A 24028-nucleotide genomic window follows, 5' to 3' on the forward strand; every position below is an offset into this window, starting at 1 on the left:
CCTGTCCCTGTCATTAACGACACAAAGCCCTTGCAAAAAGGGGGGAGACCATATACGGACTATCCAAGGCCTGGCTGCAAATCCGCGCGTTTGGCCCATATCCCAGCTCCATTTTGCCCCATAGCCACTGCTATGAGGCTGCAATCGAGCCGAAATCTGGTCTCAAACGCTCGAATTTTCGCTTCAGCCTGTATAGCTCGACAGCCTCCTGGGCCAGGAATTCCAGATTGAGGCTCCGATCAGAAGGGCAACGCCGCTGTTCTGGACGCTACCCGCCGGATAAACGAAATTTCCCAGGACAATAACGGCTGCTCCCAGGGAGCCCAGCAGCAGCGGGCCGTAGCCCCGTCGTTTTGTGGCCCGCCAGCCGAGGGAGATGAGGACCGCCACCAGGCTGAGCAGGGTCAGGGGCAGAAAGAAGGGCATGGAACTCAGTCCGGCCACCCCGACCGAGCCGAGCAGGGCCGCGTAGGCCGACCAGCAGGCGGGACAGCTGAGCTTGGCCAGCAGTGCGCCGAGCAGAGCGGCACTCACGCCCAGGGCCCGGCTCCAGCGGCTCTGCCTGTCGGCGGGATGCCCGGATCTGATGTCTCGTTGCGGTTTATTCATGGGGCATCTTCTCCTCATTATCAAGGGCTCCCAGGATCGGGCAGTCGTTGAGTGGCCCCTGCCCCCGGCAGCTGGCGGTCAGTTGCTTGAGAACCGTCTCCATCCGCTCCAGATCCCGGCGTTTTCGCCTGATATCGGCAAGCTTGGCTTCGGCCCGCTCCCTGATGGCGCCGCAACCGGTCCCGGCGGTCATGCGCAGGTCGAGCAGTTCGCCGACTTCCTGCAGGGAAAAGCCGAGTTCCTTGGCGCGGCGGATGAAACGCACCTGGCGGACCGTCTCGGGCGGATACTTTCTGAACCCCGAAACCGGGCGGGGCGGTTGTTTGACCAGTTCCCTCCGCTGGTAGAATTTGATCGTCTCCACGCCGACGCCGGACTGGCGGGCCAATTGGCCGATGGTGAGCTGTCCCATAGTTTTCCTCCCTGTTGAATCAAGTCTAGCAACGGTACCATGGTACCGGGTCAAGCCTGATTATCACCTGTCGGCTAAACTTCCAGAAACAGTACGTTCACCACCCGCGCCGCAGAATTCCTCGACCGGATTCCGGTTTTGGTAGAACAATTGCAAAGCTACAAGGTAAAAATTCCTGATTTCAGGGGGTTAAGGATGGTGTAGAGATAAAAGGGAGAATAGTCGACAGTACATCCGTAGACTATTCGCCAATCGGGCGATGCTTTGGCTTGAAGCAGTGGAAGGCCGTAAGCCCTTGATCTTTAAAGGCGGGCTGCAGAAATCTCAGGCGTACCCACGATGTTCGCCGGTGATGAGTTCGCGGATTCAGATTACATGACAAGGAGCTGAACCATGCATCAACAGCAACATGAGGACTGTCATCACGTGAGTGAGCCGGCACGGATTGTCGATCCGGTCTGCGGCATGAGTACCGAAGACAAGAGCGCCTATAAGGCACACCGGTACAAGGGAGAAGAATTCTACTTCTGCAGTGACAAGTGCCTGGCGAAGTTCAGGAACGATCCGGAGGCCTATAGCGGCGGGCAGCAGGAGCCGAGGACCCCGACGGCGGCCGGAAAAGGCGCAACCTACACCTGTCCGATGCACCCGGAGATCGAGCAGCTCGGTCCGGGTTCCTGCCCCAGGTGCGGCATGGCGCTGGAGCCGCTTTCGCCCCTGCCGCTGACCCGTACCGAGTACCGTTGTCCGATGCATCCGGAGGTGGTACAGGATACCCCCGGCAGCTGTCCGAAGTGCGGCATGGCGCTGGAGCGCACGGTGACGACCCTCGAAGAGGAAGACAATCCCGAGTATGACGACATGCGCCGGCGATTCATTTTTTCCGCACTCTTCTCAATTCCGCTGGTGATTATCGCCATGCGCGGGATGCTTCCCGGCGGCAGGCTGATCGAAGAGGTGGCTTCGGCCCGGACGCTGGGTTGGCTTGAACTGCTGCTCTCGACGCCGGTGGTCCTCTGGGCCGGTTGGCCCTTTTATGTTCGCGCGGTGCAGTCGGTTATCCATAAAAGCCTCAATATGTTTACTCTGATTGGCCTTGGCGTGTCGATGGCTTACGGCTACAGTCTGCTTGCCGTGCTGCTGCCCGATATTTTCCCCGCAGCCATGCGTGGCCCTGATGGCGCCGTCGGAGTCTATTTCGAGGCGGCCGCCGTCATTGTCACCCTGATTCTGCTGGGCCAGGTGATGGAATTGCGGGCCCGCAGCCGGACCGGCGCAGCAATCAAGGCACTGCTCGGCCTGGCTCCGAAGACAGCGCGTAAAATCCATGCCGACGGCCGCGAAGAAGATGTTCCTCTCGAACAGGTTGTGGCCGGGGACCGTCTGCGCATCCGTCCCGGTGAAAAAGTGCCGGTCGACGGGGTCGTTGTCGAGGGCGCCAGCGTGGTCGATGAGTCGATGATTTCGGGGGAACCGATTCCGGTCAGCAAGCAGCCGGGTGACAGGTTGATCGGTGCGACGGTCAATGCCACCGGCTCGCTGATCATGGAGGCGGAAAAAATCGGCAGCGACACCCTGCTGGCCCGGATTGTTCAAATGGTCGCCGAGGCCCAGCGCAGCCGGGCTCCGATCCAGAAGCTGGCAGACCAGGTCGCCGGTTATTTTGTGCCGGCGGTCATCGGCATCGCCCTGCTCGCTTTTTTGGTCTGGTTCCTGGTTGGTCCGGAGCCGCGTCTCGCTTACGCGCTGATCGCGGCGGTCTCGGTGCTGATCATCGCCTGCCCCTGTGCCTTGGGGTTGGCGACACCGATGTCGATCATGGTCGCGACCGGCAAGGGGGCCGGATTGGGGGTGCTGTTCAAGAACGCCGAGGCCATCGAAACCCTGCGCAAGGTCACCACCTTGGTAGTCGATAAGACCGGCACCCTGACCCTGGGGCAACCGAAGCTGACCGGGGTGATTCCGGCGGCGGGGATTGATGAAAAAACACTGCTCATTCTGGCGGCCAGTCTTGAAAGGGGCAGCGAGCATCCGTTGGCAGCCGCGTTGGTTGAAGGGGCGCTGGCGCGGGGTCTGACGCTTTCCGCCGCGCAGGACTTTGCTTCGCACACCGGCAAAGGGGTTTCCGGGCGGGTCGAAGGGGTCGAGGTCTTGCTCGGCAACAGCACATTGTTCGGCGAGTTCTCCATCGAACCAGGGGCGTTGGCGGCACGGGCCGAAGAGTTGCGCGCTGAGGGCCAGACGGTGATGCAGGTGGCGATCGATGGCCGCATGGCCGGGTTGCTGGCGGTCTCCGATCCGATCAAGGACACGACCCCTGCAGCGATTCGCCAGTTGCACGGCGAAGGAATCAAAATCGTCATGTTGACCGGCGACAACCGGGCCACCGCCGAAGCGGTTGGCAGAAAACTCGGTATCGACGAAATTGTGGCCGAAGTGCTGCCGGATGAAAAAGCCGCCGCGGTGAAAAAGTTCCAGGAGGCCGGAGAAATAGTGGCGATGGCGGGTGACGGCATCAACGATGCCCCGGCGTTGGCCCAGGCCGAAGTCGGCATCGCCATGGGTACCGGCACTGACGTCGCGATGGAGTCGGCCGGGGTGACCCTGGTCAAGGGTGACCTGACGGGAATTGTCCGCGCGCGCAGGTTGAGCCGGGCGACCATGGCCAATATCCGTCAGAATCTGTTCTTTGCCTTTGTCTACAATTCCCTGGGGGTTCCGCTGGCAGCCGGGGTTCTCTATCCGCTATTCGGTCTTCTGCTCAGCCCGGTGATTGCCGCCGCCGCGATGAGCCTGAGTTCGGTTTCGGTGATCAGCAACGCGCTGCGTCTGCGTTCTGTGAAAATCGCGTCAGATCCGGCGGAGCCGTCAAGACCATGAATTGTTGCAGGATAACCTGAATCAGTGAGTTCATGCTGGATGGAGAGTGCAAGTGCTTGGTCTGAATGAGCTTTCCAGGAATCTGAAGCGCACCCGTAGGTTCGCTGGCGATTCTTGGGAAGATCAGGTAGATCAATGACTTGTGCTATCCGCCAGTGATGGACTCACTGATTCAGGGATAAGAACGAAACAACGGCGGAAAATCCGATTTTCAGTGCTGCCGCGGCAATGCAGAGCGCCAACAGCAGGCGCAACCGGGCGACCGGAACCCGGCGGCTGAGCCGGCTGCCGACATAGGCGGCGGGAATGACCGTGAGGACAATCGGCAGTGCCAGGGGCCAGAGGATCTGTCCGGTCAGGGCCTTGCCCAGAAAGGCGGCCAGCGACGAGAGGAAGATGATCGCCAGGTTGCTGCCGATGGCGATGCGCGTCGGAATCTGCATGAACGAGGTCATCAGCGGGATGAGGATGAAGGAGCCGCCCTGCCCGACCAGGCCGCCGAGCAGTCCGACGCCGCCGGCGGCGAGGACCGCCCGCGGCCGGCTGAAGGTAAAGGATGCGACCGCCGGAGCTTCGCAGTCCCCGGTCGTGGGGATGAAAATCAACAGCGCCGCGGACAGGGCCAGCAGGGCGAAAATCGCCAGCAGCAGGTGGTCGGGGAGGGCATGGGACCAGGCGCCGCCGAACAGTGCGGCGGCGAAGATGGTGATCCCCATCCAGGCGGTGAGCCGACCGGAGACAAAGTGGAATTTGCGGTGGGTCAGGGCTCCGGCCAGGCAGGCGGTGAGCCCCTGAACGATGGTCAGCCCCGCCACATCCTGCATGCTCAGGGCGGGAAAGCCGAGCAGGGGCGGCGTATAGAGCAGCAATGGCGCCATGATGATGCCGCCGCCGATACCGAGCAGCCCGGAAATGAAACCGGTCGCCAGTCCGAGTATGCCGATGATGACGTGCAGCTCCATCAGGGCCCCCCGGAACGGGATTGCGACCGGCCGATTGTATTTAAAGAAACAATTTCATTGTGCCTGTCCATAGAATTTTCCGATAGAAACTGCAAAAAATTTTTGCCGCTCAGACCACCGTGATGCCAACCGCCGCGTCGCGGATCTCACCGATGCACCGGGAGTCCGTGACGCCTGATGCATGCAGCAGCGTCAACAGATCATCGGCCTGGGATGACGGCAGTGCCATCAGCAGGCCGCCGGAGGTCTGCGGGTCGTACAGCAGCTCTTCCTCAGCGCGGGTAAGGGTGCGTTGCAGCTCCAGGCGGTGTCTGCTGACCATTTCCCGGTTTGCCCGGTTGCTGCCGGTCGTTTCGCCCTTCCGGTACATATCAAGGGCGCCTGAATAGAACGGCAGCTGCTGATAGTCCAGCAGGATTCCGGCGTCAGCTCCGAGAGCCATTTCCAGCAGGTGCCCGAGGATGCCGAAGCCGGTCACATCGGTGCAGGCGTGCAGGTCGAAACGCAGCGCCGCCTCCATCGCCGGACCGTTGAGTGCGGCGATCAGCGGCAGGGTGTCGCGCTCCAGTTCGGGATAGGGAAATTTTTTCGCCCGGACAGCATTGAACAGCACTCCCGAACCGAGTGGTTTGGTCAGGATCAGGGCGTCGCCGGGCCGGGCCCCGGCGTTGGTGATGATCCGTTCGGGATGGACCACGCCGCTGACGCAGAGACCGTATTTCGGTTCCTCGTCATCGACCGAGTGGCCGCCGACCAGGCAGGCTCCCGCCTCGACCACCTTGTCATGTCCGCCCTTGAGGATCTCCTTCAGCATCCCCATGTCCAGCTGTTTGGACGGGAACATCACCAGGTTGAGGGCGGTGAGCGGTTTACCGCCCATCGAATAGACATCCGAGATCGAGTTGGCGGCAGAGATCTGCCCGAACCAGTAGGGGTCGTCGACCGGCGGGGTGATGAAGTCGACGGTGTTGACCATCGCCATCTCATCGTTCAGTCGATAGACCGCCGCGTCATCCGAGGTTTCGATTCCCACCAGCAGGTCGGGATCATCGGGCGGGGTCAGCCCCGCCAGGGCGTCCGACAGAACTGCCGGACCGATTTTGGCGGCTCAACCGCAGGTGCGGGAGAGGCCGGTCAAGGTTTTCTTTTTGAAAAAGGCCATCGGGTCATCCTTTCAGGAAATGAATTGACGGAGTGCCGCAGCAGGCAACAGAAACATTGGACACCAGGAGCGTCAGGCTGTCAAGGAACCGATGGCGGCGGGACGAAGGCACGCAGGTTTTCTGCCGCAGACGGTCTGTCATGGTTCATGCCAGATAGTTTGCCAGATAGCTGATCGACATGAGCTTGAGTTCCGCGATGATTTCGGCCTCGGCCTGGTGATTCTTCTTGCCCTTCAGATAGGCAAGATCATAGGTCGCTGCGGCTGCCATCAGGAAGGTGCCCGCCACGTGGAACAGATGTTTTTTTGAAACGTTTGCTCCTCTTTTGATAATTGCCTCAACGATTGATTCGGACAGATCCCGCACCAGATGCTTTTCGATGGCAGATAGTTCAGGGGCGGCCTGCATGGCCCTGCGGATCGATATGAACCCTTTCTGTTTTTTGGCCGCCGCAACGTAATTGTCGATACTGGAACGGATGATGTGCTGCCATTCCTTTTCTGGATCGGCCAGGTCGTTAAAATTCTCCAGGGCCATTTTCATCTGATTTGCATACTCGAGAATAAGGGCCCTGAGAATCGCCAACTTGTTTGGAAAGTATCTGTAGATCGTGCCGACACGAAGCCCGGAACGGTCGGCGAGCAGATTGGTATTGAACCCGTCAAGACCCACTTCGTCCAGCAGCGTTGCGGAAGTATTCAGGATATGTTTGACGGTCTCTTCTGCGCGTTTTTGCGCGGGAACCATCCGCGGGTGCAAATCGGTGTCTGTCACAATTGTTTCCTGCCGGCGCCTTGTTGCTGTGGCCGATGAGCCGTTGAGGGATGAGCGCTCTCTTGTGCGGCGCCAAGGCTTGCGCCGAAAAAAATGCAATGACAACGGTAGGTTTCACAAAAAAACCTATTATAGTCCTGATTTCTATGAATGTCGAGGGAGGGCTGTTGAGTCTCCGCGGGACCGTTGTGGCCGGATCGTTGCGTTGTGCCGGTGCCGCATCCTGTCTGTTCGGGCCGGGGCGTCGCCAATGATCGGGCCATGCTCTCTCCGGTCTTTGCCGGCACTGCGCAAACACAGTTTGATTCCTCCCTCATCATGAGGATTGTCAAGGTGGAAGGGCAACCTGCCTTTTAATGGTGGATGATCCGATATTTTTGGCCTTTATCGGGAGACACGACAAATAGCATGTAACATCCCGTTGTAGCGAATGATTATTTGGAGGTCCGTCAGCTTGCATCGGTCTGCCTGCCAATTGAAAACAAGTAAATGCTCACTTTTTTGTTGACAGGGAGATAGAACGCCGTTTATTTGAAGGGAGGATTTGCTTGCGAGTGTTGTGCGTAGTGGTCGATTTGCGGTGAAAAGCCGAGGGGCGCCCGGACATCCCGGGGTGTCCCTCATGGCCCGACCTCATGTGAACCCTGCCCGGAAGGAGGAGGCTTTATGCCTGGCATCGGCTCGATTCTGGAACGTAACGCGCGCCGTGTTCCGAACCGTGAAGCTCTGGTTTTTGGCGGGCGACGGTTTACTTACCTGCAGTTGGATGCCGCTGTCAACCGCGCCGCTCGGGTTCTGCAGCGCCTGGGGGTGGAAAAAGGTGATCGGGTCGCTTTGATGTCGCCCAACTCCGATCAGTTCGTCATCGTATTTTACGCCGGGCTGAAACTGGGAGCCGTCATCGTCCCCATCAATCCGCGGCTGGCGCCACCTGAACTGGCCTATCAGCTGATGGATTCAGGTTCCCGGGTGCTGGTTTTTGCTCCGCAGCTCAAATCAGTGGTGGAAAAGGTCCGGCAACAGAAACTCCCCACCAGGCATTACCTGGCGACTTTGCCGTGCGAACCTTTTGCGGACGTCGTGACACTGTCATCTGCTGAAAGCGCGGAGCCCCTGGGCATTGTCGTCGCCGAGCAGGATAACGCCCAGATTCTTTATACCTCCGGAACGACGGGTCTGCCCAAGGGGGTGCTGCTGGACCACCATGCTGTCATCTGGGCCGGTACCAACATCTCTCTGGGGGTGGGAATTCGCGAAGGTGACCGGTTGCTGCATGCCGCTCCCCTCTATCATTCGGCTGAACTCAACCTGTTTCTGATGGCCGGAACCCTTTTGGCTGGCACTCATGTCGTTCTTCCCGCGTTCGAGCCGGAAACGGTGCTGAATGTCCTGGAGCAGGAACGGATCAGTGTCTTTTTCGGCGTGCCCACCATGTACCAGTTCCTTTTACGCCAGTCCGGAATCACCGGACGCGATCTGAGCGCGTGGCGCATCGGCATGTACGGGGCGGCGCCGATGCCTCCCAGCGTGGTCCGGGAGATGATTGCGAAACTGTCCGGGGTGCAGCTTTTCAATCTCTGCGGTCTGACCGAAATGGGTCCCGGCGGAATTTGTCTCCAGCCCCATGAGCAGCTGAGCAAGATGGGAGCGGGAGGGAAGCCGATCGTCAATACCGAAGCGCGGGTGGTGGATGACAACATGCGGGATGTCCGTCCCGGCGAGGTGGGCGAATGGATTCTGCGCGGTGAAACGATGATGAAGGGTTACTGGAACAATCCCGAGGCGACCGCCGAAACCATTCGTGATGGTTGGTTGTTCACCGGCGATCTGGCCACTGTCGACGCGGAGGGGTATATCACCCTGGTTGATCGCAGGAAGGATATGATCATCACCGGGGGGATGAACGTCTATTCCGTTGAAGTGGAAAATGCCGTGCGGTCCCATCCTGCCGTTGCGGATTGTGCCGCGATCGGCATCCCGCATGCGGATTATGGCGAGACGGTGGCCGTTGTGGTAACCCCCCGGGAGGATCGGGAGTTGACCCTGGCCGAAATCCGGGACCATTGTGCCGGGCAGATCTCCGATTACAAACTCCCCCGGCTGCTGTTTCTGGGAGAGGTGCCGCGCAATCTGTCCGGCAAGATTCTCAAATACCAGTTGCGGAAAACCTATGCTGAAACCAACCGGGAGCCTGCGACCGGATCTCTTCAGGTCTCTGCCTTGAACTGACCCCTTTTGGAGCGAGGAGCGAACATGAAAGCAACCATGATGAACGCCCCCCTGACCCTGGGACACATCCTCGAACGGGCGGGAACTCTTTTTGCCGCGACGGAAATCGTTTCCCGGATGCCGGATCGTTCACTGCATCGCTGCACCTATGGCGATTTCTACCGTCGCGCGCGGCAGTTGGCGGAGGCGTTGAGCGCTGCCGGGCTCAAACGCGGCGAGCGGGTCGGCACCCTGATGTGGAGTCACTATGCCCATCTCGAGGCGTATTTCGGCATCCCGGTCGCCGGTGGCGTGCTGCACACCCTCAATCTTCGGCTGAGTCCCGAGGAGATCGCCTATATCGTCAACCATGCCGAAGATCGTTTTCTGATCGTGGATGACGTGCTGTTGCCGCTGCTGGAGAAATTCCGCGGACAGATCGACGTGGAGCGGATCTTCGTGGTGCCCCTGACCGGGCAGGCGGTACCGGCCGGCTACGAAAGCTATGAGGAACTGTTGTCCACCGCGAGTGGCCATTTCACCCCGCCGGAGATGGAGGAGAACGAGCCCTGCGGCATGTGCTACACCTCGGGCACCACCGGCAGGCCCAAAGGAGTGGTCTACTCGCATCGTTCCTCGGTGCTGCATTCCCTGGTCACCGCCCTGCCCGACCTGATGAATCTCTCCTGCAGCAAAACCGTTCTGCCGGTGGTGCCGATGTTCCACGCCAACGCCTGGGGAATCCCCTATGCGGCCACCAATGTCGGCGCCAGGCAGGTCTTCCCCGGTCCGCACCTGGATGCGGAGAGCCTGCTTGACCTCTTTGCCGGCGAGCAGGTGACCCAGACCGCCGGAGTTCCGACGATCTGGCTGAGTATTCTTGAGACACTGCAGCGGAATCCCGGTCGCTGGCAACTGATTCCGGGGATGGAAATGATCGTCGGCGGTTCGGCGCCGCCCGAATCGATGATTCGGGCTTTTGCTGAACTGGGCCTGGAGGTTATTCACGCCTGGGGCATGACCGAAACCTCGCCGGTTGCGAGTTTTTCGCGGCTCAAGCCCCATCTGGAAAAAGAATCTGCCGAAGAGCGCTTCGCCTACCGCGCCAAACAGGGGATGCCGGTGCCGCTGGTCGACCTGCGCATTGCCGGGGAGAAGGGGCCGGTCGCGTGGGACGGGCGATCCGTGGGGGAGATTCAGGTTCGCGGGCCCTGGATTACGGCGGGATACCATACGCAGCCGGCGACCGAAGAGCGCTTCACCGCTGACGGCTGGCTTCGTACCGGCGATGTGGGGCATTGTGATCCGGAGGGCTATGTCCAACTGACCGATCGCACCAAGGATCTGATCAAGTCGGGAGGCGAGTGGATCAGCTCGGTCGCCCTTGAAAACGCCATTATGGGGCATCCCGCGGTTCGGGAAGCGGCGGTGATCGCTGTGCCCCATCCCAAATGGGGGGAACGGCCGCTGGCGGTGGTGGCTCTGAAAGACGGGACAGCGGTCGACGGCGAAGCGATCTGTTCCCACCTGGCGGAAAGTTTTCCCCGCTGGCAGTTGCCCGATGGGTGCGTGTTTGTTGAATCGATACCGCGCACATCAACGGGGAAATTCTTCAAGGCCAGGTTGCGCGAACAATATGCGGACTGGGGGAGTGTCCCCTAGCTGATTCAGATGATTGATGGAGGCGGAGGGGGGGGCACTGGAAAGGGTCAGCCGGCCGTCCATCAGGTCGGCGGCCAGCTGACCCGATGGTGGCTGCGTGCATTCTTTTGTTTGATCTTTACGTAAACGTAAAAAATCATTTGCTGTCGGCATGTCGGTTGATTGATGCGCCGTCGCCGGCTCAAATCCAGACCAGGAGAGAAAGCCCATGTTTGAACTGAGTGACGAACAACGACTGATTCAGCAGACCGCCAGGGAATTTGCCGAGCGGGAGATCTGGCCGGAGGCCGCCCGTTGCGATCAGGAAAAGTGTTTTCCGCAGGAAATTGCCGCCAAGGCCAGGGAACTGGGGCTGTTCAATCTGACGGTGCCCGAGGAATACGGCGGTCCCGGACTCGGCGCCCTGGAGCTGGCGCTGGTGACCGAGCAGCTGGCCTGGGGGTGCGTCGGGCTGGGGGGCGGAATCAGTCTGAACAATCTGCCGGCCGACGTGCTGCTGGTCAGCGGCAATGCGGAGCAGAAGCGTGAATACCTGGGCCGGCTGATCACCAGTGAATACGGGTCCTACGCGGTTACCGAGCCGGGCGCGGGATCGGATGTGGCGGGAATTTCGACCCGCGCGGTCAGAGATGGCGACGGCTACCTGCTCAATGGCAGCAAGGTCTGGATTTCCAATGCGCCCCTGGCGGGTTTTTTCACCGTGCTGGCCAAAACCGATCCCGAGGCGGGTTACCGTGGACTGAGTTTCTTTCTGGTTGAACGGGACAGCCCGGGGCTGGAGGTGGGGAATCCCCTGCCCAAGCTGGGACAGAATGCCGTGCCGGCGGCCGAGGTGTTCTTCAATGACGTCAGGGTGCCGCGTGAAGCACTGCTCGGCAACGAAGGGGACGGGTTCAAGATCGCCATGCAGGTTTTCGACCGTTCCCGGCCGATGGTGGCGGCCTTTGCGGTCGGGTTGATGCAGCGCTGTCTCGATGTTTCTCTGGCCTACGCCAGGGAACGCAAGACGATGGGACAGGCGATCATCCATCATCAGGCGATCGGCCACAAACTGGCAGAGATGGAAATGCGTCTGCAGGCGGCGCGACTGATGACCTATCAGGCGGCCTGGTTGCTCGATGCCGGCAAGCGCAACACCCTGCAGGCGGCCTGCGCCAAGGCCTTTGCCGCCGATGCCGCGATGTGGGTGGCGACCGAAACGCTGCAGATTTTCGGCGGCTACGGCTACAGCCCGGAATTCCCGGCCGAAAAGCTGTTCCGCGATGCCAAGGTGCTGCAGATTTACGAGGGCACCAGCGAAATCCAGCGCAACATCATTGCCCGCGAACTGGGGAACCGGTAGATGTCGGCGAAACCCCTGGCGGGGTTGAAGGTTGTCACCCTGGCGGTCAACCTGCCCGGTCCTGTCGCCGCGCGGGCGCTGTTGCGTCTCGGTGCGAGCGTGACCAAGGTCGAACCGGCGGCGGCCGATCCAATGCAGCATTACTGTGCCGATTGGTATCGGGATCTGAACGCCGGTCAGGCAATTATCAGGCTGGACCTCAAGACAGAGGAGGGCCGGGCCGGGCTGGCGCGGCTGCTGCAGGAGGCGGATCTGCTCATCACCGCCACCCGCCCGGTCTCCCTGGCAAAACTCGGCCTGGGTTGGGAAGAGCTGCATGAAAAGTATCCGCGCCTCTGCCAGGTGGCGATCGTGGGCCATGCCGCGCCACGCCATAATGAGCCCGGGCATGATCTGACCTACCAGGCCGAGGCCGGCCTGCTCTCTCCGCCGCAATTGCCGCGGACCCTGCTGGCCGACATGGCGGGCGCGGAACAGGCGGTCGGCGCGGCTCTGGCGCTTCTTCTGGGTCGTGAGCGAGGCGCGGGGAGCGGTTTTGCGGAGGTGGCCCTGGCCTCTGCGGCTGCCGCCATGGCCGAACCGCTGCGCTACGGGGTGACAGCCGCCGGCGCTCTGCTGGGGGGTGGGCTGGCCGGCTACAATCTCTACCGCGCCCGGGATGGCTGGGTGGCGCTGGCGGCCCTGGAACCACATTTTCTGCGGCGGGTGGCCGCGGAACTTCACTGCGACGGCCGGGACAAGGATGCGCTGCAAAAGGTTTTTCTGAACCGGACCGCCGGGGAATGGCAACAATGGGGGCTGGCACGGGATCTCCCGCTTGTCGCCCTGGTGTCCCGTGCGGTTAATTCTGCCTTCTAATTCTGGCCCTTTTGGCTGCGGTCTGTGTTTCGCCTCCTCGGCTTAACTCAGGTTAGGCCTGCGTCGGTGCGCCTTGACCGCAACCAAAATGACTCAGAATTAATTGACATAACTAACCGCACGGGACACTGGCCGGCGAAGAGCCATGCAATCGAAAGGAAGAGACAAGATGACAGATGCGTATATCTACGACGCTATCCGCACGCCGCGCGGCCGGGGGAAAAAAGACGGCGCGCTCTATCCCATCAAACCGGTCGCCCTGCTCGGCAACCTGTTGAACAGCCTGCAGCAACGCCATCAACTGGAGACCGCCCAGGTCGATGATATCGTCATTGGTTGTGTCACTCCGGTCGGCGAACAGGGCGGGAATATCGCCAAGACCGCCGCTCTCTATGCCGGGTGGGATGAGGTCGTCGGCGGCTTTCAGCTCAATCGCTTCTGTGCTTCGGGGTTGGAGGCGGTGAATCTGGCAGCAATGAAAATTCGCTCGGGTTGGGAGGATCTGGTGGTCGCCGGCGGTCTTGAATCGATGTCGCGGGTACCGATGATGTCCGATGGGGGGCCCTGGGCGGCCGATCCGGAAACCTCCTGCAAAACCGGCTTCGTCCCCCAGGGGATCGGAGCCGACCTGATCGCGACCCTGGAGGGATTCACGCGGGAAGACCTGGACCGGTTCGCTCTCTCCTCCCACAGAAAAGCGGCGGCCGCTCATCAGAACGGACATTTTTCACGCTCGCTGGTTCCGGTCGTGGATCGCGCCGGCGAAGTCGTGCTTGACCATGACGAACTGATCCGCGCCGATGCCGCGGAAGAAAGTCTGGCGGCCCTCAAGCCGTCCTTTGCGGGTCTCGGCCAGCTCGGGTTTGACCAGGTTGCACTGGCCAGGTATCCGCAGGTTGACCATATCGAGCATCTGCACACCCCGGGCAATTCTTCGGGGATTGTCGATGGCGCCGCGCTTCTGCTGATCGGCAGCGAAGCCAAGGGCAGGGATCTCGGCCTGAGCCCGCGCGGGCGGATTCTGGCCACGGCGGTTACCAGCACCGATCCGACCATCATGCTGGTCGGACCGGCGCCGGCAACCCGCAAGGCGCTCAATAAAGCCGGGTTGACGGTCGAGGATATCGACCTGTTCGAAGTCAACGAGGCCTTTGCTTCGGTGGTGCTGAAATTTCAGGCGGACTTGTCCGTCCCCATGGAAAAAATCAATGTCAATGGCGGTGCCATCGCCATGGGACATCCCCTCGGCGCCACCGGGGCCATACTGGTCGGAACCCTCCTCGACGAGTTGGAACGCCGTCGTCTGCGTTACGGACTCTGTACTCTCTGTGTCGGTGGCGGCATGGGAATCGCGACCATTATTGAACGCCTGTAGCGGCAACCGACCCGGGGCCGGCGCCTCGACTGAAGCTCAAGCCTGAATCGCTGCGTTTCGGCCGGATGACGGTTGCACAGCGGTAGTGAACCCACGGATTCAGGTCAAACAAAAGGGTGTGAACATGAACGGATTCGATTATCAGAAAGACGCCGAAAATATCGTCACCATCAGCATGGATCTGCCCGGGCAACCGGTGAATACCATCAACAAGGCCTTTATCGATGGCCTCGAAGCGACACTGCAGCGTCTGGAGCGGGATGAGGTCGCGGGGGTGATCCTGACCTCCGGCAAGGACAGCTTTCTGGCCGGGGGGGACCTGAAGGAAATTTCGGCGCTCTCTGCCGACACGCTGCCGGCGTTTGCCGCCACTCTGCAGCGTCTCAAGAGCTGTCTGCGACGCCTGGAAACTCTGGACAAGCCGGTGGTGGCGGCGATCAACAGCACGGCTCTCGGGGGTGGTTACGAACTCTGTCTGGCCTGTCATCATCGGATTGCTTTGCGGGATGACAAGAGCCGGATCGGCCTGCCCGAGGTCAGCCTGGGACTGCTGCCCGGCGGGGGCGGGATTGTCCGCCTGGTGCGCCTGCTGGGCCTTGAAAAAGCCCTGCCCCTGCTGATGGAAGGAACCAGGCTGTCACCGGATCGGGCCCTTGAGGCGGGATTGATCGAAGAGCTGGCGGCTGATCGCGAAACTCTGCTGAGCAGGGCCCGGGCCTGGATCAGGGACAATCCATCCCCCCGGCAGCCCTGGGATGAGAAAGGGTATCGGATTCCCGGCGGGACCCCGGCCCATCCCAAAGTCGCCCAGATGCTGATGGCGGCGCCGGCCATGCTGCGAAAAAAGACCCGCGGCCTGCTGCCGGCGCCCGAAGCGATTCTGGCCGCGGCCAGTGAAGGGGCGCTGGTCGACTTTGCGGCGGCCCAGCGCATCGAGAGCAGCTATTTTCTGCAGCTGGTGCTGACTCCCGAAGCGAAGAACCAGATCCGGTTTTTCTTCCAGCTCAACGGCATCACCGGCGGCAGCAGTCGTCCGGAAGGTTTTGCAAAAACGTCGGTGAACAGGCTCGGGATTCTCGGCGCCGGGATGATGGGTGCCGGGATTGCCTACGTGGCGGCGAAGGTCGGTATCGAAGTGGTTCTGCTTGACCGCACTCGGCAGCAGGCGGAAAAGGGCAAAGCCTATTCGGCGCAGGTGCTGGACAGGCAGCTGTCGAAAGGGCGCATCACCCGGGAGCAGAAAGACGATCTGCTGGAGCGTATCCAGCCGACGACGGAGATGAACGATTTTGCCGGTTGCGATCTGCTCATCGAGGCGGTTTTCGAGGATCGGGAACTGAAGGGCAGGTTGACCGGCGAGGCGGAAAAAAACCTTGCCGAGGGGGCGTTCGTGGCCTCCAATACCTCGACGCTGCCGATTACCGAGCTGGCGCAGGCGGTCCGCCGCCCGGAAAATTTCATCGGGCTGCATTTCTTTTCGCCGGTCGACAAAATGCCGCTGGTCGAGATCATCTGCGGGCAGAAGACCAGTCCACAGACCCTGGCAAAAGCCTTCGATTTCGTACAGCAGCTGCGCAAGACCCCGATCGTGGTCAACGATTCCCTGGGGTTTTTCACCTCCCGGGTCTTCAGCACCTTTCTTGACGAGGGGGCGGCGTTGCTGGAAGAAGGAGTTGATCCCCTGCTCATCGACAACCTTGCCCGGCTGGCCGGCATGCCGGTCGGACCGCTGACTGTCATGGATGAGGTCAGTCAGCAGTTGCTGGTCAAGGTGCGCAAAGCCAACCGCGAGCTGCTGCAGGAGCGTGGCGAGGTGCTTGAGGAGAACGCCACCGACCGGGTTCTCGCGGTGCTGACCGGCAGCCATGGACGCGAGGGCAAGGCCTATAACGGCGGGTTTTATGACTACCCCCGGGAGGGGCGCAAAACCATCTGGGCAGAACTCTATACCCTTTTCCGCAAACCGGAGGTCGAGATTTCCCGCCGGGATATTCAGGATCGTATCCTTTTCCGGCAGGCCCTGGAAGCGGTCAGGTGCCTGGAAGAAGGGGTCCTGCGTTCGGTGGCCGACGGCAACGTCGGTTCGATCTTCGGGATCGGATTTCCCGCCCATACCGGCGGGCAGCTGCAGTTTATCAACAGCTGCGGCCTGCAGCGTTTCGTCGCCCGGGCCCGGCAACTCGAGCAGCTCTACGGCGAGCGTTTCGCTCCTCCGGCCCTGCTGCTGGAAAAAGCTGCCAACCATGAACTATTTATCTGAATCCGTGGTCCCTTGTCGACGGAGAGCACAAGGCATTGGCCTGCCCGCATGTGCACTCTTCATCCGGCATGAACCCATTGATGCAGGCAACAGGAGGAGAAGCGATGTTTGAGTATCTGTTTTCCGAGGAACAACTCAGGTTCAGGGATGAAGTGAGGGATTTCGTCAAATCGGTTCCGCGGCAGCTGATTCTGGATATGGACGCGGACAAAATCCGTTTTCCCACGGAATTTCTGCAGGAGGCCGGGCGCCGCAATCTGCTCGGCTGCCGCTACCCGAAAAGCCTGGGAGGGCGGGGAGAGGATTGGGTTTCCGCCTGCATGGTGATGGAAGAGGTGGGGACCCTCAGCTACATACTGGCCTGTGTTTTCGGTGTCGGCGCGGAGCTGGTCTGCGATGCGATTGTCAAGCATGGTACGGCTGAACAGCAGGAGAAGTATGTCAGGCCCCTGCTCAAAGGGGAACTCTTCGCCGCCGAGTGCCTGACCGAACCCCGCGGCGGGTCCGATTTTTTCGGCGCCACCAGCACCGCCGAGGACCGGGGTGACTATTTTCTGCTGAACGGCCAGAAACGATTCATTGTCGGGGCCGAAGGGGCCGATTTCTTTCTGGTCTACGCCCGCACCGATCCGGATGCAAAACCCCATGAATCACTGACCTGCTTCCTGGTCGACCGCGGGCCGGGGGTCGAGAGCGTCTATCAGTACGGGCTGATGGGCTGCCGCGGAGGAGGTGCCGGGCGGCTGGTGTTCAAGGATGTCAAGGTGCCGCGGGAAAATGTCCTCGGCCGGGTTCATGGCGCCGCCGCGGTGTTTGACACCATGATGATCCCGGAACGGCTCGGAACGGCGGCGATGACCATCGGCGCCGCCCGGCCGGCCCTGGAGATCGCCACCCGTTACAGTTCCAGACGCAAGGCCTTCGGCCGGCCGATCAACCAATTCCAGGGGGTCAGTTTCCAGGTTGCCGAAGCAGCCATGCTGCTCGATGCCTCCCGGGCCATGGCATACGCCACCGCCCGGGCGGTGGATGCCGGGATAGAGATGGGCCGCATCCGGCGGATGGTCTCGGAAGCCAAGAAGTTCATTACCGAATCCTGCCAGCAGGCGGCTCACCATGCTCTGCAGGTGATGGGGGGCATCGGTTATACCAATGTCTTTCCCCTGGAGCGGATCCATCGCGATCTAAGGCTGGCGTCGATCTGGACCGGAACCAACGAGGTGATGGCCATGATTATCGCCCATGAATGGTACCGGGAAGCGGCGCAATCTGAGCCGGTCCGGGATTATGAGTCCGACGCCGTGGAGGCGGGCGCCCTGGAGGAAAAGATCTACGAGTAATAAGAAGAAGGCCGCGGCGGGTTCTCCCGGAAGCCGTGGACTCCTTCCGGATGAGTTGTCTCAGGTGTCCTCCTGTCATTGGGACCGTCTCCATTGCCGGTAGGCCAGAAGAGTGAGCAGGATCAGGACCACCAGCGCCGGCAGCAGCACGAAGTCGAGCCAGGGTGTCAGGATGCTCAGCCCGAGGCCTGCCAGCAGCAGCACCAGCACCGGGGTGAAGCAGCACAGCGCAACCAGCCCGGTGCCGATCAGGGCGGCGAGGAAGCGGTTGCGAAGCCGATTGTCGGCGCCCCTCATCTGCTTTTCCGCTGCTGCTGGATCGGCGGACAGGGCACATCGCCGTATGAGCAGAAGACGCAGCAGTCGCCCGCCCGGGGTTTGAGCAGGGCCCCACAACCGTTGCACTGGTGGAAAAACCGGCAGGCATCCGTCGGCATGGTCAGTTTCTCACTGTGACCGCAGTGTGGACAGGTCAGGGTCGATTCAGCTGTTATCGTCATGGTTCAGTTCCTCTCTTGCGGTGTCCACGACACGGCGGACGTCGGGAAGACATCATCTCCCCTGCGGATGAGTTTCGACGCAGCGGCAGGCTCCGGCCTTATTTGCCGTCAGGATCTGCTCCATGATGCGGCTGCGTCCGTTGTCCTCCAGCACCGCCCGCCGGATTTCATCCTCGCTGTGCGCGAAGCAGTAGCAGATCAGTTTCATCCTTCTCCTCTCGAAATCACTTTGCTTTGGCGGGCTGCACTTCGGCCTGGTAGCCGGCTTTTTCGATCACCTCAACCATCTGTTGCGGCGTTGTCCTGTCCGGATCGTAGAGGACGGTCGCTGTCATTTTTTTGTAACTGACATCCGCTTGTTCGACGCCGTCCAGGTTGTTCAGAGCGGCTTTGACGGCATATTTGCAGGAGGCGCAGGTCAATCCCTTGAGCGCCAGGCGGGCGGTGCGGACTTCGGCCGCATGAGTGGGCATGACTCCATAGATCCCCTGCCCCTGGGTCAGTCGTGACCAGCTTGTCGGGGCAAGGGCCAGAACGGCCAGGAGAACGGGGAGAGCGACAGTTTTCAGAATTTTTTTCATGGTTCACCTCGGTCCTTTTCACCTGAATCAGTGAGTTTCTGTTGGATGGAGAGTGCAAGTGCTTGGTCTGCAAGAGATTTCCAGAAATCACCAGCGCACCCATAGGTTCGCTGGCGATTTTTGGGAAGATCAGGCAGATCAATGACTTGTGCTATACGCCGACAAGGAGCTCACTGATTCAGGTTTCAATCAAGCATCAACTGCATGATTTGCGGAAAGAAGAGCATCGCCAGGGAAAACAGGGCGGCGAGCCAGAGCATGAGTTTCTGCAGCCTCTTCCGGCCGGGGCCGCAGCAGGCGGTTTCGCTGCAGTTTGCCGTTTGCGGCCTGCGGTAGGTGGCATAGAACCCCAGGCCGAGAAACAGGAAGGTCAGGACCATCATGACCGGGCGCCAGGGTTCAAGGGCGGTCAGGGCGCCGGCGCTGCCGACGCCGAGCAGGACCATCAGCAGCGGGCCGATACAACAGGCCGAGGCGAGAAAGCCGCTGATGACGGCGCCGACCAGGCCGAGGCCGGCCAGTTTCTTCTCTTGCGGCGCGTCCGTTCCGACGAGGGTGGATTGATTGCGGGTTGTCATGTTGTTGACTCCTGCATCAGGGGGGTGAAAAACCGGGCCGCGATTTGGACCGCTTGCCGAAGCTCGACCCGTTCCCTGGTTTCGGGTTCGGCCTGCTGCCAGGCCATGGCGGTGTCGGGATCTTTCAGGAAAACCATCTCCCGGCACAGACTGTGGGCGGCGCAGGTCGCAACCGACTGCCAATGAATACCCAGCTGCAGGTTTTCAGCAGGCTCGACATGAAGCAGAATTCCATCCCGCTGCTGAATATGGATCGGCTGTCCGCTCAGCGCACATGACGAATCGATTCGTACCTCGCAGTCGAACATCGGGCTGACCGCCAGGGCGTCGAGGGCGCACATGGCGTGGACCCGGTGACCGTTGACAGTCAGGCGATGGGGCGTTTCTTCCAGGGTGAACGGGTAGGCCCCGATGATGTTCCCCTGGCCGTCAAGAACGACCAGGTCGCTGTTGCGCAATCGCTGCAGGGCGGCAGCGATCTCCGCGCGTCCTCTCTTTGCAAGTCTCAGTCGTGGTCTGCCCTGTTCCGCGAAAGATCGCAGAATGGACCGATGCAATGCCGCATCCTCTTTCGCGAGGGCGTTCTGTCGCTCCTTCAGGGGCAGCAGGTCGTTGAGATGATGGAGAATGTCCAGCGTATTCATGGTTTTTTTCCTCAGTCATCATCCGCCAGGGATTCCAGAATGGGGCAGCTGTCGTCGCCGTTGCCGCATTCATCCACCAGCGTCTGCAGGGCCGCTTTCATCCTTTTCAGTGCGGCAATGCGGGCTTCCATGTCAGCGATCTTTACCATCGCCCGCTCCCGAACATCCGCGCAGCTGATACCGGTGTCGAAATAGAAACCGAGCAGTTCCCGAATCTCCTTCAAGGTGAAGCCGATCTGCTTGGCCCGGCGGATAAAGCGGATCTTGCGGATCGTCTCCGCCGGGTAGACGCGAAACCCCTCCGGTGGTTTTGGCGGCTGTTCAATCAGCCCCTGCCGTTCGTAGAAACGGATGGTTTCAACGCCGACGCCGGCAAGTTCGGCCGCCTGGCCGATGGTCAGGTTGTTCATTTTTGGCCTCGCATGGTTCAAGAGTAGTTGCCGTACCATGGTACGGTGTCAAGACAAATGTAGCATTTTTTTGAGGAGGAGACAGGGATGCCCGTCTCAGGCTTTTGGAAAACCTTCTGGATGCCGGGAGCGGGTTCGTTGAGCCGGTGAAGTGGATTGTCGCTGAAAAAGTCGGGCCAGGCTTCCTGTTGCGGAAGTCTGGCCCGGTGTGTTCCGACGTTTGGCTGATGAGCTCATTGCCGCGGGTCGCGCTTATTTATCCGGCATGATCCCACGGTCAGGATTCAAGCGCACCGCATTCAGTCGCGGCCTGCCGGAGCCGGTGAGGCGGGGCTGTTGGCAGCCTGCATGACCTGCCTGATCCGGGCGATCTCCTGTTCGGCGGTGGCCACCAGCTGCGGTTCGGGGTTGCTGTTCAGGAACTGTTGCAGCAGTTCAAGCGCCCTGGCGTTCTCCCCCTTGTGGCGGCTGTAGATCAGGGCCATGTTCAACAGCGAACCGGTGTGGTCCGGGCGGCTCTCGAAGGCGCGCCGGTAGCTGTCCAGCGCCTTGTCGTACTGACCGATCTGTTGATACAGGCTGCCGAGGTCGCTCAACGCGTGAACATTCCCCGGCTCGATGTCCAGGGTGCGCTGGAAAAGCCGGAAGGCTTCCATGGCGCGGCGCGAATTGAGGTAGGCGTCTCCCAGAGAGAGCAGCGCGTTGACATCCCGGGGTGAGGTTTTGAGGTGCGTTTCAAGCTGGGCAATGCGCGCCTCGATGTTCTGGTTAGGAGTTCCCTGGGCCTGTGGCTGCGGTTTGGCGGCTGGTCCTTTGACCAGAAACCCCAGGGTCATGGCCCCGATGGCAATAGCCACGGCGCAGAAGAAGCCGAAGGCGGCCCGGTCCCTGCGGCTGACGCGAGCTGTCATGACAAATCCTCCTGCTGCTCAAGCTGGGCGCAGAGCAGCTCCAGTTGTCGTGCGGTCCGGCGCTGACAGTTGGAGAGCCAGAGCAGGTAGCCGGCCAGACCGCCCCAGATGGCCATGTAGGCGATGATCAGATAGGTCGCGTGTTCCATGTCAATCTCCTCAAGTATCGGTTGTTGCCGGTAACGGGTCGCGGGTCAGTGCTGCAGTTGCTGCTGCAGATCACGGAGACGGTTTTCCTGGTGGTACTGGGCGCAGCGCAGGCGGAACAGGGCCGCCCAGAAAACCAGCATCGCCAGGATGCTGATCAGCAGGGTGACGAGCATGGCCGGTTCCAGGCCGATCCCTTCGCTGCGGATCACCGTGGGATGAATGCTGCGCCACAGTCGGGCCGAAAGAAAGACGATCGGCACATCGACAAAGCCGATGATGGCCATCACCGCTGAAAACCTGGCCCTTCTGCCCTCTTCATCGACCGCCGAGCGCAGAATCAGACAGGAGGCGAAAATGAACCAGAGGATCAGCGAGGTGGTCAGGCGCGGGTCCCAGGTCCACCAGGTGTTCCAGATCGGCCGGCCCCAGAGCGAGCCGCTGATCAGCACCAGGGTGGTCAGAACCACGCCGATCTCGATGCTGGCCGCCAGCCGGGCGTCCCAGATCCGCTGCCGGCGCAGCAGGTACATGATTCCGGAGATGCAGGCGACGAAGAAGGAGAGAAAGGCGGTCGCCGCCAGCGACAGGTGGAGGTAGAAGATTTTCTGGATGATCCCCATGGTCCGTTCCAGCGGCGCGTAGAAGAAAATCATGCCGATGGCCAGCGGGATCAGCAGGCCGGCGAGAGCGGGCAGCAGGGCGGGTCGGTTCAGTCCGGGCATATCAATCCTCTCTGATGGCGAAAGGGAAAAGCAGGTAGCCGGCGGCGCTGAAGATCAGGCCGAAGGCGATCATCGGTTCGATCTGATCCCGCAGTTCGAACAGCGGGCGCGCGGCCAGTGCCCCGGCGGTCGCCTTGATCGCCAGTGCGGTCAGCGGCAGCAGCAGGGGAAAGAGCAGGATCGGCAGCAGCACCTCGTTGCGGCGCGTACCGGCGGAGATGGCCGAGATCAGGGTGCCGGCGGTTGAAAAGCCGAGGTTGACCAGCAGCAGGATCGGCAGCAGGGCGACGGGGCCGCCGCTGAAGTTGCTGCCGAACAGAACGAAGAAAATCGGTACCAGCACCAGCTGGGCGAGGATCATCAGGATGAAGTTGACCAGCGCCTTGGCGATGAAGATCTCTCCTGGTGCGACCGGGCTGAGCAGCAGCGCCGCCACGCAGCCGTTCTCCTTTTCCCGGGCGAAGACCCGTCCCAGGCCGAGTACCGCGGAAAAGATCACCGCCACCCAGAGGATCCCCGCGCCGGCATCGGCATCAACCTGGTTGTCGACACCGGCGGCGATGTTGAGGATCACCAGCAGCAGGGCGCCGAAAAAGGCCATCGATACCAGCGATTCCTTTTTGCGCAATTCGATCCGCAGGTCCTTGCCGAACAGAAAGAGTATCTGCCGCAGGCTGTTCATGACGCCTCCAGGTGCTGAAAATAGAGTGCCTCGAAAGAGGCCGGATCGACCTGGTCCTTCTCCTGCAGGTAAGCCAGCCGACCGCGGGCGAGGATGCCCAGGCGGGTCGCCGACTCCATTCCGCGGCGCAGGTTGTGGGTCACCATGATGATGGTCCGACGGTTATCGTGCAGCAGCCGCAGCTGCTCGCCGAAGATCCGGGCGGCATGCTCATCGAGGCCGGTGTACGGCTCATCGAGCAGCAGCAGTTCAGGATCGTTGACCAGCGCCCGGGCGATGCTCAGCCGCTGCTGCATGCCGCGGGAGAGGTCGCCCGCCGGCATGTCGCAGCGCTGGATCAGCTTGACCTGCTGTAGCAGCTTCAGCGCTCGCTTCCGGGGTTGTTTCACCCCGTAGAGCGCGGCGTAGAATTCCAGATTTTCGAGTAGGCTCAGATCCTGGTAGACGAACGGCTGGTGGGACACCATGCCGAGCCGGGCGCGGTAGGCTTCCGGATTCTCCTGCAGGTCATTGTCGAGAACCCTGATCCGGCCGCTGTCGGGGCGCAGTAGGGTGGCGATGATTTTCAGCAGGGTCGATTTGCCGGCGCCGTTGGGTCCGAACAGGCAGAGAAACTCGCCGCGGCGCAGCTCGAGGTCGACGCCGCGCAGTGCTTCGAGATTGCCGTAAGCTTTTCTCAGTCCGCTGATCTGCAGAAAGGGTGTCCCGGCGGATTCAGTCATGGTCTTCCCGCAGCCGTTTCCGGGCGGCGATTGCGTCGGCCGCCCGCAGGCTGTAGAGGGTTCGCAGTTCCTCGTGGTCCTCGGCGCTGATCTTGCCGGTCGCCAGTTCGAAATCGATATCCCTGATCGCCTGCAGATTGGTTTTCTTCTCCTGCTCCAGGGCCTGCCGCCGGCGTTCCAGCGGGTTCTGCTCCAGAACCAGGGGGGCGGCGGGTCGGAAAACCGGCAGCAGGGTGTAGACCATCAGCAACAGGCTGATAAGCAGCAGTGTGGCGATTTCCAT

Annotated in this window: 26 protein-coding genes; 8 read left to right on the forward strand and 18 right to left on the reverse strand. The window is 61.0% G+C overall.

The window, feature by feature from the left end; all coding sequences use genetic code 11:
• Nucleotides 1-183: 183 nt before the first annotated feature.
• Together B5V00_RS16905 and B5V00_RS06950 are read right to left on the reverse strand one after the other, a co-directional pair.
• Nucleotides 184-609, reverse strand: coding sequence for a MerC domain-containing protein (locus B5V00_RS16905; protein WP_139800693.1), 426 nt, complete (start codon nt 607-609; stop codon nt 184-186).
• Complete coding sequence (locus B5V00_RS06950; protein ID WP_085010048.1) at nt 602-1021, reverse strand: MerR family transcriptional regulator; 420 nt, start codon at nt 1019-1021, stop codon at nt 602-604. The genes B5V00_RS16905 and B5V00_RS06950 overlap by 8 nt, the downstream gene beginning before the upstream one ends.
• Nucleotides 1022-1414: 393 nt before the next feature.
• On the opposite strand from B5V00_RS06950, the gene B5V00_RS06955 reads away from it, so the two are divergent.
• Nucleotides 1415-3901 (forward strand): heavy metal translocating P-type ATPase, encoded by a 2487-nt coding sequence (locus B5V00_RS06955; protein ID WP_085010049.1) that lies wholly within the window; start codon nt 1415-1417, stop codon nt 3899-3901.
• Nucleotides 3902-4065: 164 nt separating this feature from the next.
• On the opposite strand, the gene B5V00_RS06960 is transcribed toward B5V00_RS06955, so the two are convergent.
• The 3 genes from B5V00_RS06960 to B5V00_RS06970 all read right to left on the reverse strand — a co-directional run bounded on the left by B5V00_RS06960 (nt 4066) and on the right by B5V00_RS06970 (nt 6800).
• Nucleotides 4066-4863, reverse strand: coding sequence for a sulfite exporter TauE/SafE family protein (locus B5V00_RS06960; protein ID WP_085010050.1), 798 nt, complete (start codon nt 4861-4863; stop codon nt 4066-4068).
• 109 nt (nt 4864-4972) lie between these two features.
• Nucleotides 4973-5962, reverse strand: coding sequence for a selenide, water dikinase SelD (gene selD / locus B5V00_RS06965; RefSeq protein ID WP_216355470.1), 990 nt, complete (start codon nt 5960-5962; stop codon nt 4973-4975).
• Nucleotides 5963-6170: 208 nt separating this feature from the next.
• Entirely contained in the window at nt 6171-6800 is a 630-nt protein-coding gene (locus B5V00_RS06970; RefSeq protein WP_085010052.1) for a TetR/AcrR family transcriptional regulator, read from the reverse strand.
• Nucleotides 6801-7466: 666 nt separating this feature from the next.
• Here B5V00_RS06970 and B5V00_RS06975 point away from each other — a divergent pair.
• The 7 genes from B5V00_RS06975 (at nt 7467) to B5V00_RS07005 (ending at nt 17845) form a co-directional block, all read left to right on the forward strand.
• The gene (locus tag B5V00_RS06975) at nt 7467-9029 is read left to right on the forward strand and encodes a class I adenylate-forming enzyme family protein (protein WP_085010053.1); all 1563 of its coding nucleotides are present in this window, start codon (nt 7467-7469) and stop codon (nt 9027-9029) included.
• 24 nt (nt 9030-9053) lie between these two features.
• Nucleotides 9054-10670, forward strand: coding sequence for a long-chain fatty acid--CoA ligase (locus B5V00_RS06980; RefSeq protein ID WP_085010054.1), 1617 nt, complete (start codon nt 9054-9056; stop codon nt 10668-10670).
• Between the two features lie 208 nt (nt 10671-10878).
• The gene (locus tag B5V00_RS06985; protein WP_085010055.1) at nt 10879-12012 is read left to right on the forward strand and encodes an acyl-CoA dehydrogenase family protein; all 1134 of its coding nucleotides are present in this window, start codon (nt 10879-10881) and stop codon (nt 12010-12012) included.
• Nucleotides 12013-12870, forward strand: a complete 858-nt coding sequence (locus tag B5V00_RS06990; protein WP_085010056.1) for a CoA transferase — start codon at nt 12013-12015, stop codon at nt 12868-12870.
• A gap of 169 nt (nt 12871-13039) precedes the next feature.
• Nucleotides 13040-14245: an acetyl-CoA C-acetyltransferase gene (locus B5V00_RS06995; protein WP_085010057.1), complete on the forward strand. Its 1206-nt coding sequence runs from the start codon at nt 13040-13042 to the stop codon at nt 14243-14245.
• 124 nt (nt 14246-14369) lie between these two features.
• Nucleotides 14370-16505, forward strand: coding sequence for a 3-hydroxyacyl-CoA dehydrogenase NAD-binding domain-containing protein (locus B5V00_RS07000; protein ID WP_085010058.1), 2136 nt, complete (start codon nt 14370-14372; stop codon nt 16503-16505).
• 104 nt (nt 16506-16609) lie between these two features.
• Complete coding sequence (locus tag B5V00_RS07005; protein WP_085010059.1) at nt 16610-17845, forward strand: acyl-CoA dehydrogenase family protein; 1236 nt, start codon at nt 16610-16612, stop codon at nt 17843-17845.
• Nucleotides 17846-17920: 75 nt separating this feature from the next.
• Here the strand turns inward: B5V00_RS07005 and merF are convergent, their stop codons facing one another.
• The 13 genes from merF to B5V00_RS07070 all read right to left on the reverse strand — a co-directional run bounded on the left by merF (nt 17921) and on the right by B5V00_RS07070 (nt 24028).
• Nucleotides 17921-18142: a mercury resistance system transport protein MerF gene (gene merF / locus B5V00_RS07010; RefSeq protein ID WP_085010060.1), complete on the reverse strand. Its 222-nt coding sequence runs from the start codon at nt 18140-18142 to the stop codon at nt 17921-17923.
• Nucleotides 18139-18345 (reverse strand): GDCCVxC domain-containing (seleno)protein, encoded by a 207-nt coding sequence (locus B5V00_RS07015; protein ID WP_085010061.1) that lies wholly within the window; start codon nt 18343-18345, stop codon nt 18139-18141. Before B5V00_RS07015 ends, merF begins: the two co-directional genes overlap by 4 nt.
• Before the next feature lie 52 nt (nt 18346-18397).
• Entirely contained in the window at nt 18398-18553 is a 156-nt protein-coding gene (locus B5V00_RS07020; protein ID WP_085010062.1) for a (2Fe-2S)-binding protein, read from the reverse strand.
• A gap of 16 nt (nt 18554-18569) precedes the next feature.
• On the reverse strand, nt 18570-18926 hold the full coding sequence (locus B5V00_RS07025) for a metal-binding (seleno)protein (protein ID WP_085010063.1): 357 nt from the start codon (nt 18924-18926) through the stop codon (nt 18570-18572).
• A gap of 185 nt (nt 18927-19111) precedes the next feature.
• Nucleotides 19112-19504, reverse strand: a complete 393-nt coding sequence (locus tag B5V00_RS07030) for a mercuric transporter MerT family protein (protein WP_085010064.1) — start codon at nt 19502-19504, stop codon at nt 19112-19114.
• Nucleotides 19501-20148, reverse strand: a complete 648-nt coding sequence (locus B5V00_RS07035) for an alkylmercury lyase family protein (protein WP_085010065.1) — start codon at nt 20146-20148, stop codon at nt 19501-19503. The genes B5V00_RS07030 and B5V00_RS07035 overlap by 4 nt, the downstream gene beginning before the upstream one ends.
• Nucleotides 20149-20159: 11 nt before the next feature.
• Nucleotides 20160-20558, reverse strand: a complete 399-nt coding sequence (locus B5V00_RS07040; RefSeq protein ID WP_085010066.1) for a MerR family transcriptional regulator — start codon at nt 20556-20558, stop codon at nt 20160-20162.
• Between the two features lie 299 nt (nt 20559-20857).
• A complete protein-coding gene (locus B5V00_RS07045; RefSeq protein ID WP_085010067.1) occupies nt 20858-21469 on the reverse strand; it encodes a tetratricopeptide repeat protein in 612 nt (203 codons plus the stop codon).
• Nucleotides 21466-21618, reverse strand: a complete 153-nt coding sequence (locus tag B5V00_RS07050; RefSeq protein WP_085010068.1) for a CcmD family protein — start codon at nt 21616-21618, stop codon at nt 21466-21468. The genes B5V00_RS07045 and B5V00_RS07050 overlap by 4 nt, the downstream gene beginning before the upstream one ends.
• A 45-nt stretch (nt 21619-21663) precedes the next feature.
• On the reverse strand, nt 21664-22341 hold the full coding sequence (locus B5V00_RS07055) for a cytochrome c biogenesis protein (protein ID WP_085010069.1): 678 nt from the start codon (nt 22339-22341) through the stop codon (nt 21664-21666).
• A gap of 1 nt (nt 22342) precedes the next feature.
• Complete coding sequence (locus B5V00_RS07060) at nt 22343-23023, reverse strand: heme exporter protein CcmB (protein WP_085010070.1); 681 nt, start codon at nt 23021-23023, stop codon at nt 22343-22345.
• Nucleotides 23020-23745, reverse strand: coding sequence for a heme ABC exporter ATP-binding protein CcmA (ccmA, locus tag B5V00_RS07065; RefSeq protein WP_085010071.1), 726 nt, complete (start codon nt 23743-23745; stop codon nt 23020-23022). Before ccmA ends, B5V00_RS07060 begins: the two co-directional genes overlap by 4 nt.
• Nucleotides 23738-24028, reverse strand: coding sequence for a hypothetical protein (locus tag B5V00_RS07070; protein WP_085010072.1), 291 nt, complete (start codon nt 24026-24028; stop codon nt 23738-23740). The genes ccmA and B5V00_RS07070 overlap by 8 nt, the downstream gene beginning before the upstream one ends.

The organism is Geothermobacter hydrogeniphilus (genome assembly GCF_002093115.1).
GTDB lineage: Bacteria > Desulfobacterota > Desulfuromonadia > Desulfuromonadales > Geothermobacteraceae > Geothermobacter_A > Geothermobacter_A hydrogeniphilus.

Coding starts and splice junctions, on each gene's coding strand:
- B5V00_RS06960 (WP_085010050.1), bottom strand. CDS start 4,863: ATGGAGCTGCACGTCATCATCGGCATACTCGGACTGGCGACCGGTTTC.
- B5V00_RS07050 (WP_085010068.1), bottom strand. CDS start 21,618: ATGGAACACGCGACCTATCTGATCATCGCCTACATGGCCATCTGGGGC.
- B5V00_RS07015 (WP_085010061.1), bottom strand. CDS start 18,345: ATGACGATAACAGCTGAATCGACCCTGACCTGTCCACACTGCGGTCAC.
- B5V00_RS07040 (WP_085010066.1), bottom strand. CDS start 20,558: ATGAACAACCTGACCATCGGCCAGGCGGCCGAACTTGCCGGCGTCGGC.
- B5V00_RS07025 (WP_085010063.1), bottom strand. CDS start 18,926: ATGAAAAAAATTCTGAAAACTGTCGCTCTCCCCGTTCTCCTGGCCGTT.
- B5V00_RS06950 (WP_085010048.1), bottom strand. CDS start 1,021: ATGGGACAGCTCACCATCGGCCAATTGGCCCGCCAGTCCGGCGTCGGC.
- B5V00_RS07070 (WP_085010072.1), bottom strand. CDS start 24,028: ATGGAAATCGCCACACTGCTGCTTATCAGCCTGTTGCTGATGGTCTAC.
- B5V00_RS06985 (WP_085010055.1), top strand. CDS start 10,879: ATGTTTGAACTGAGTGACGAACAACGACTGATTCAGCAGACCGCCAGG.
- merF (WP_085010060.1), bottom strand. CDS start 18,142: ATGAGGGGCGCCGACAATCGGCTTCGCAACCGCTTCCTCGCCGCCCTG.
- B5V00_RS07005 (WP_085010059.1), top strand. CDS start 16,610: ATGTTTGAGTATCTGTTTTCCGAGGAACAACTCAGGTTCAGGGATGAA.
- B5V00_RS06975 (WP_085010053.1), top strand. CDS start 7,467: ATGCCTGGCATCGGCTCGATTCTGGAACGTAACGCGCGCCGTGTTCCG.
- B5V00_RS06980 (WP_085010054.1), top strand. CDS start 9,054: ATGAAAGCAACCATGATGAACGCCCCCCTGACCCTGGGACACATCCTC.
- B5V00_RS07030 (WP_085010064.1), bottom strand. CDS start 19,504: ATGACAACCCGCAATCAATCCACCCTCGTCGGAACGGACGCGCCGCAA.
- ccmA (WP_085010071.1), bottom strand. CDS start 23,745: ATGACTGAATCCGCCGGGACACCCTTTCTGCAGATCAGCGGACTGAGA.
- B5V00_RS07045 (WP_085010067.1), bottom strand. CDS start 21,469: ATGACAGCTCGCGTCAGCCGCAGGGACCGGGCCGCCTTCGGCTTCTTC.
- B5V00_RS07035 (WP_085010065.1), bottom strand. CDS start 20,148: ATGAATACGCTGGACATTCTCCATCATCTCAACGACCTGCTGCCCCTG.
- B5V00_RS07020 (WP_085010062.1), bottom strand. CDS start 18,553: ATGAAACTGATCTGCTACTGCTTCGCGCACAGCGAGGATGAAATCCGG.
- B5V00_RS06955 (WP_085010049.1), top strand. CDS start 1,415: ATGCATCAACAGCAACATGAGGACTGTCATCACGTGAGTGAGCCGGCA.
- B5V00_RS06995 (WP_085010057.1), top strand. CDS start 13,040: ATGACAGATGCGTATATCTACGACGCTATCCGCACGCCGCGCGGCCGG.
- B5V00_RS07000 (WP_085010058.1), top strand. CDS start 14,370: ATGAACGGATTCGATTATCAGAAAGACGCCGAAAATATCGTCACCATC.
- B5V00_RS06990 (WP_085010056.1), top strand. CDS start 12,013: ATGTCGGCGAAACCCCTGGCGGGGTTGAAGGTTGTCACCCTGGCGGTC.
- B5V00_RS07055 (WP_085010069.1), bottom strand. CDS start 22,341: ATGCCCGGACTGAACCGACCCGCCCTGCTGCCCGCTCTCGCCGGCCTG.
- B5V00_RS16905 (WP_139800693.1), bottom strand. CDS start 609: ATGAATAAACCGCAACGAGACATCAGATCCGGGCATCCCGCCGACAGG.
- B5V00_RS07060 (WP_085010070.1), bottom strand. CDS start 23,023: ATGAACAGCCTGCGGCAGATACTCTTTCTGTTCGGCAAGGACCTGCGG.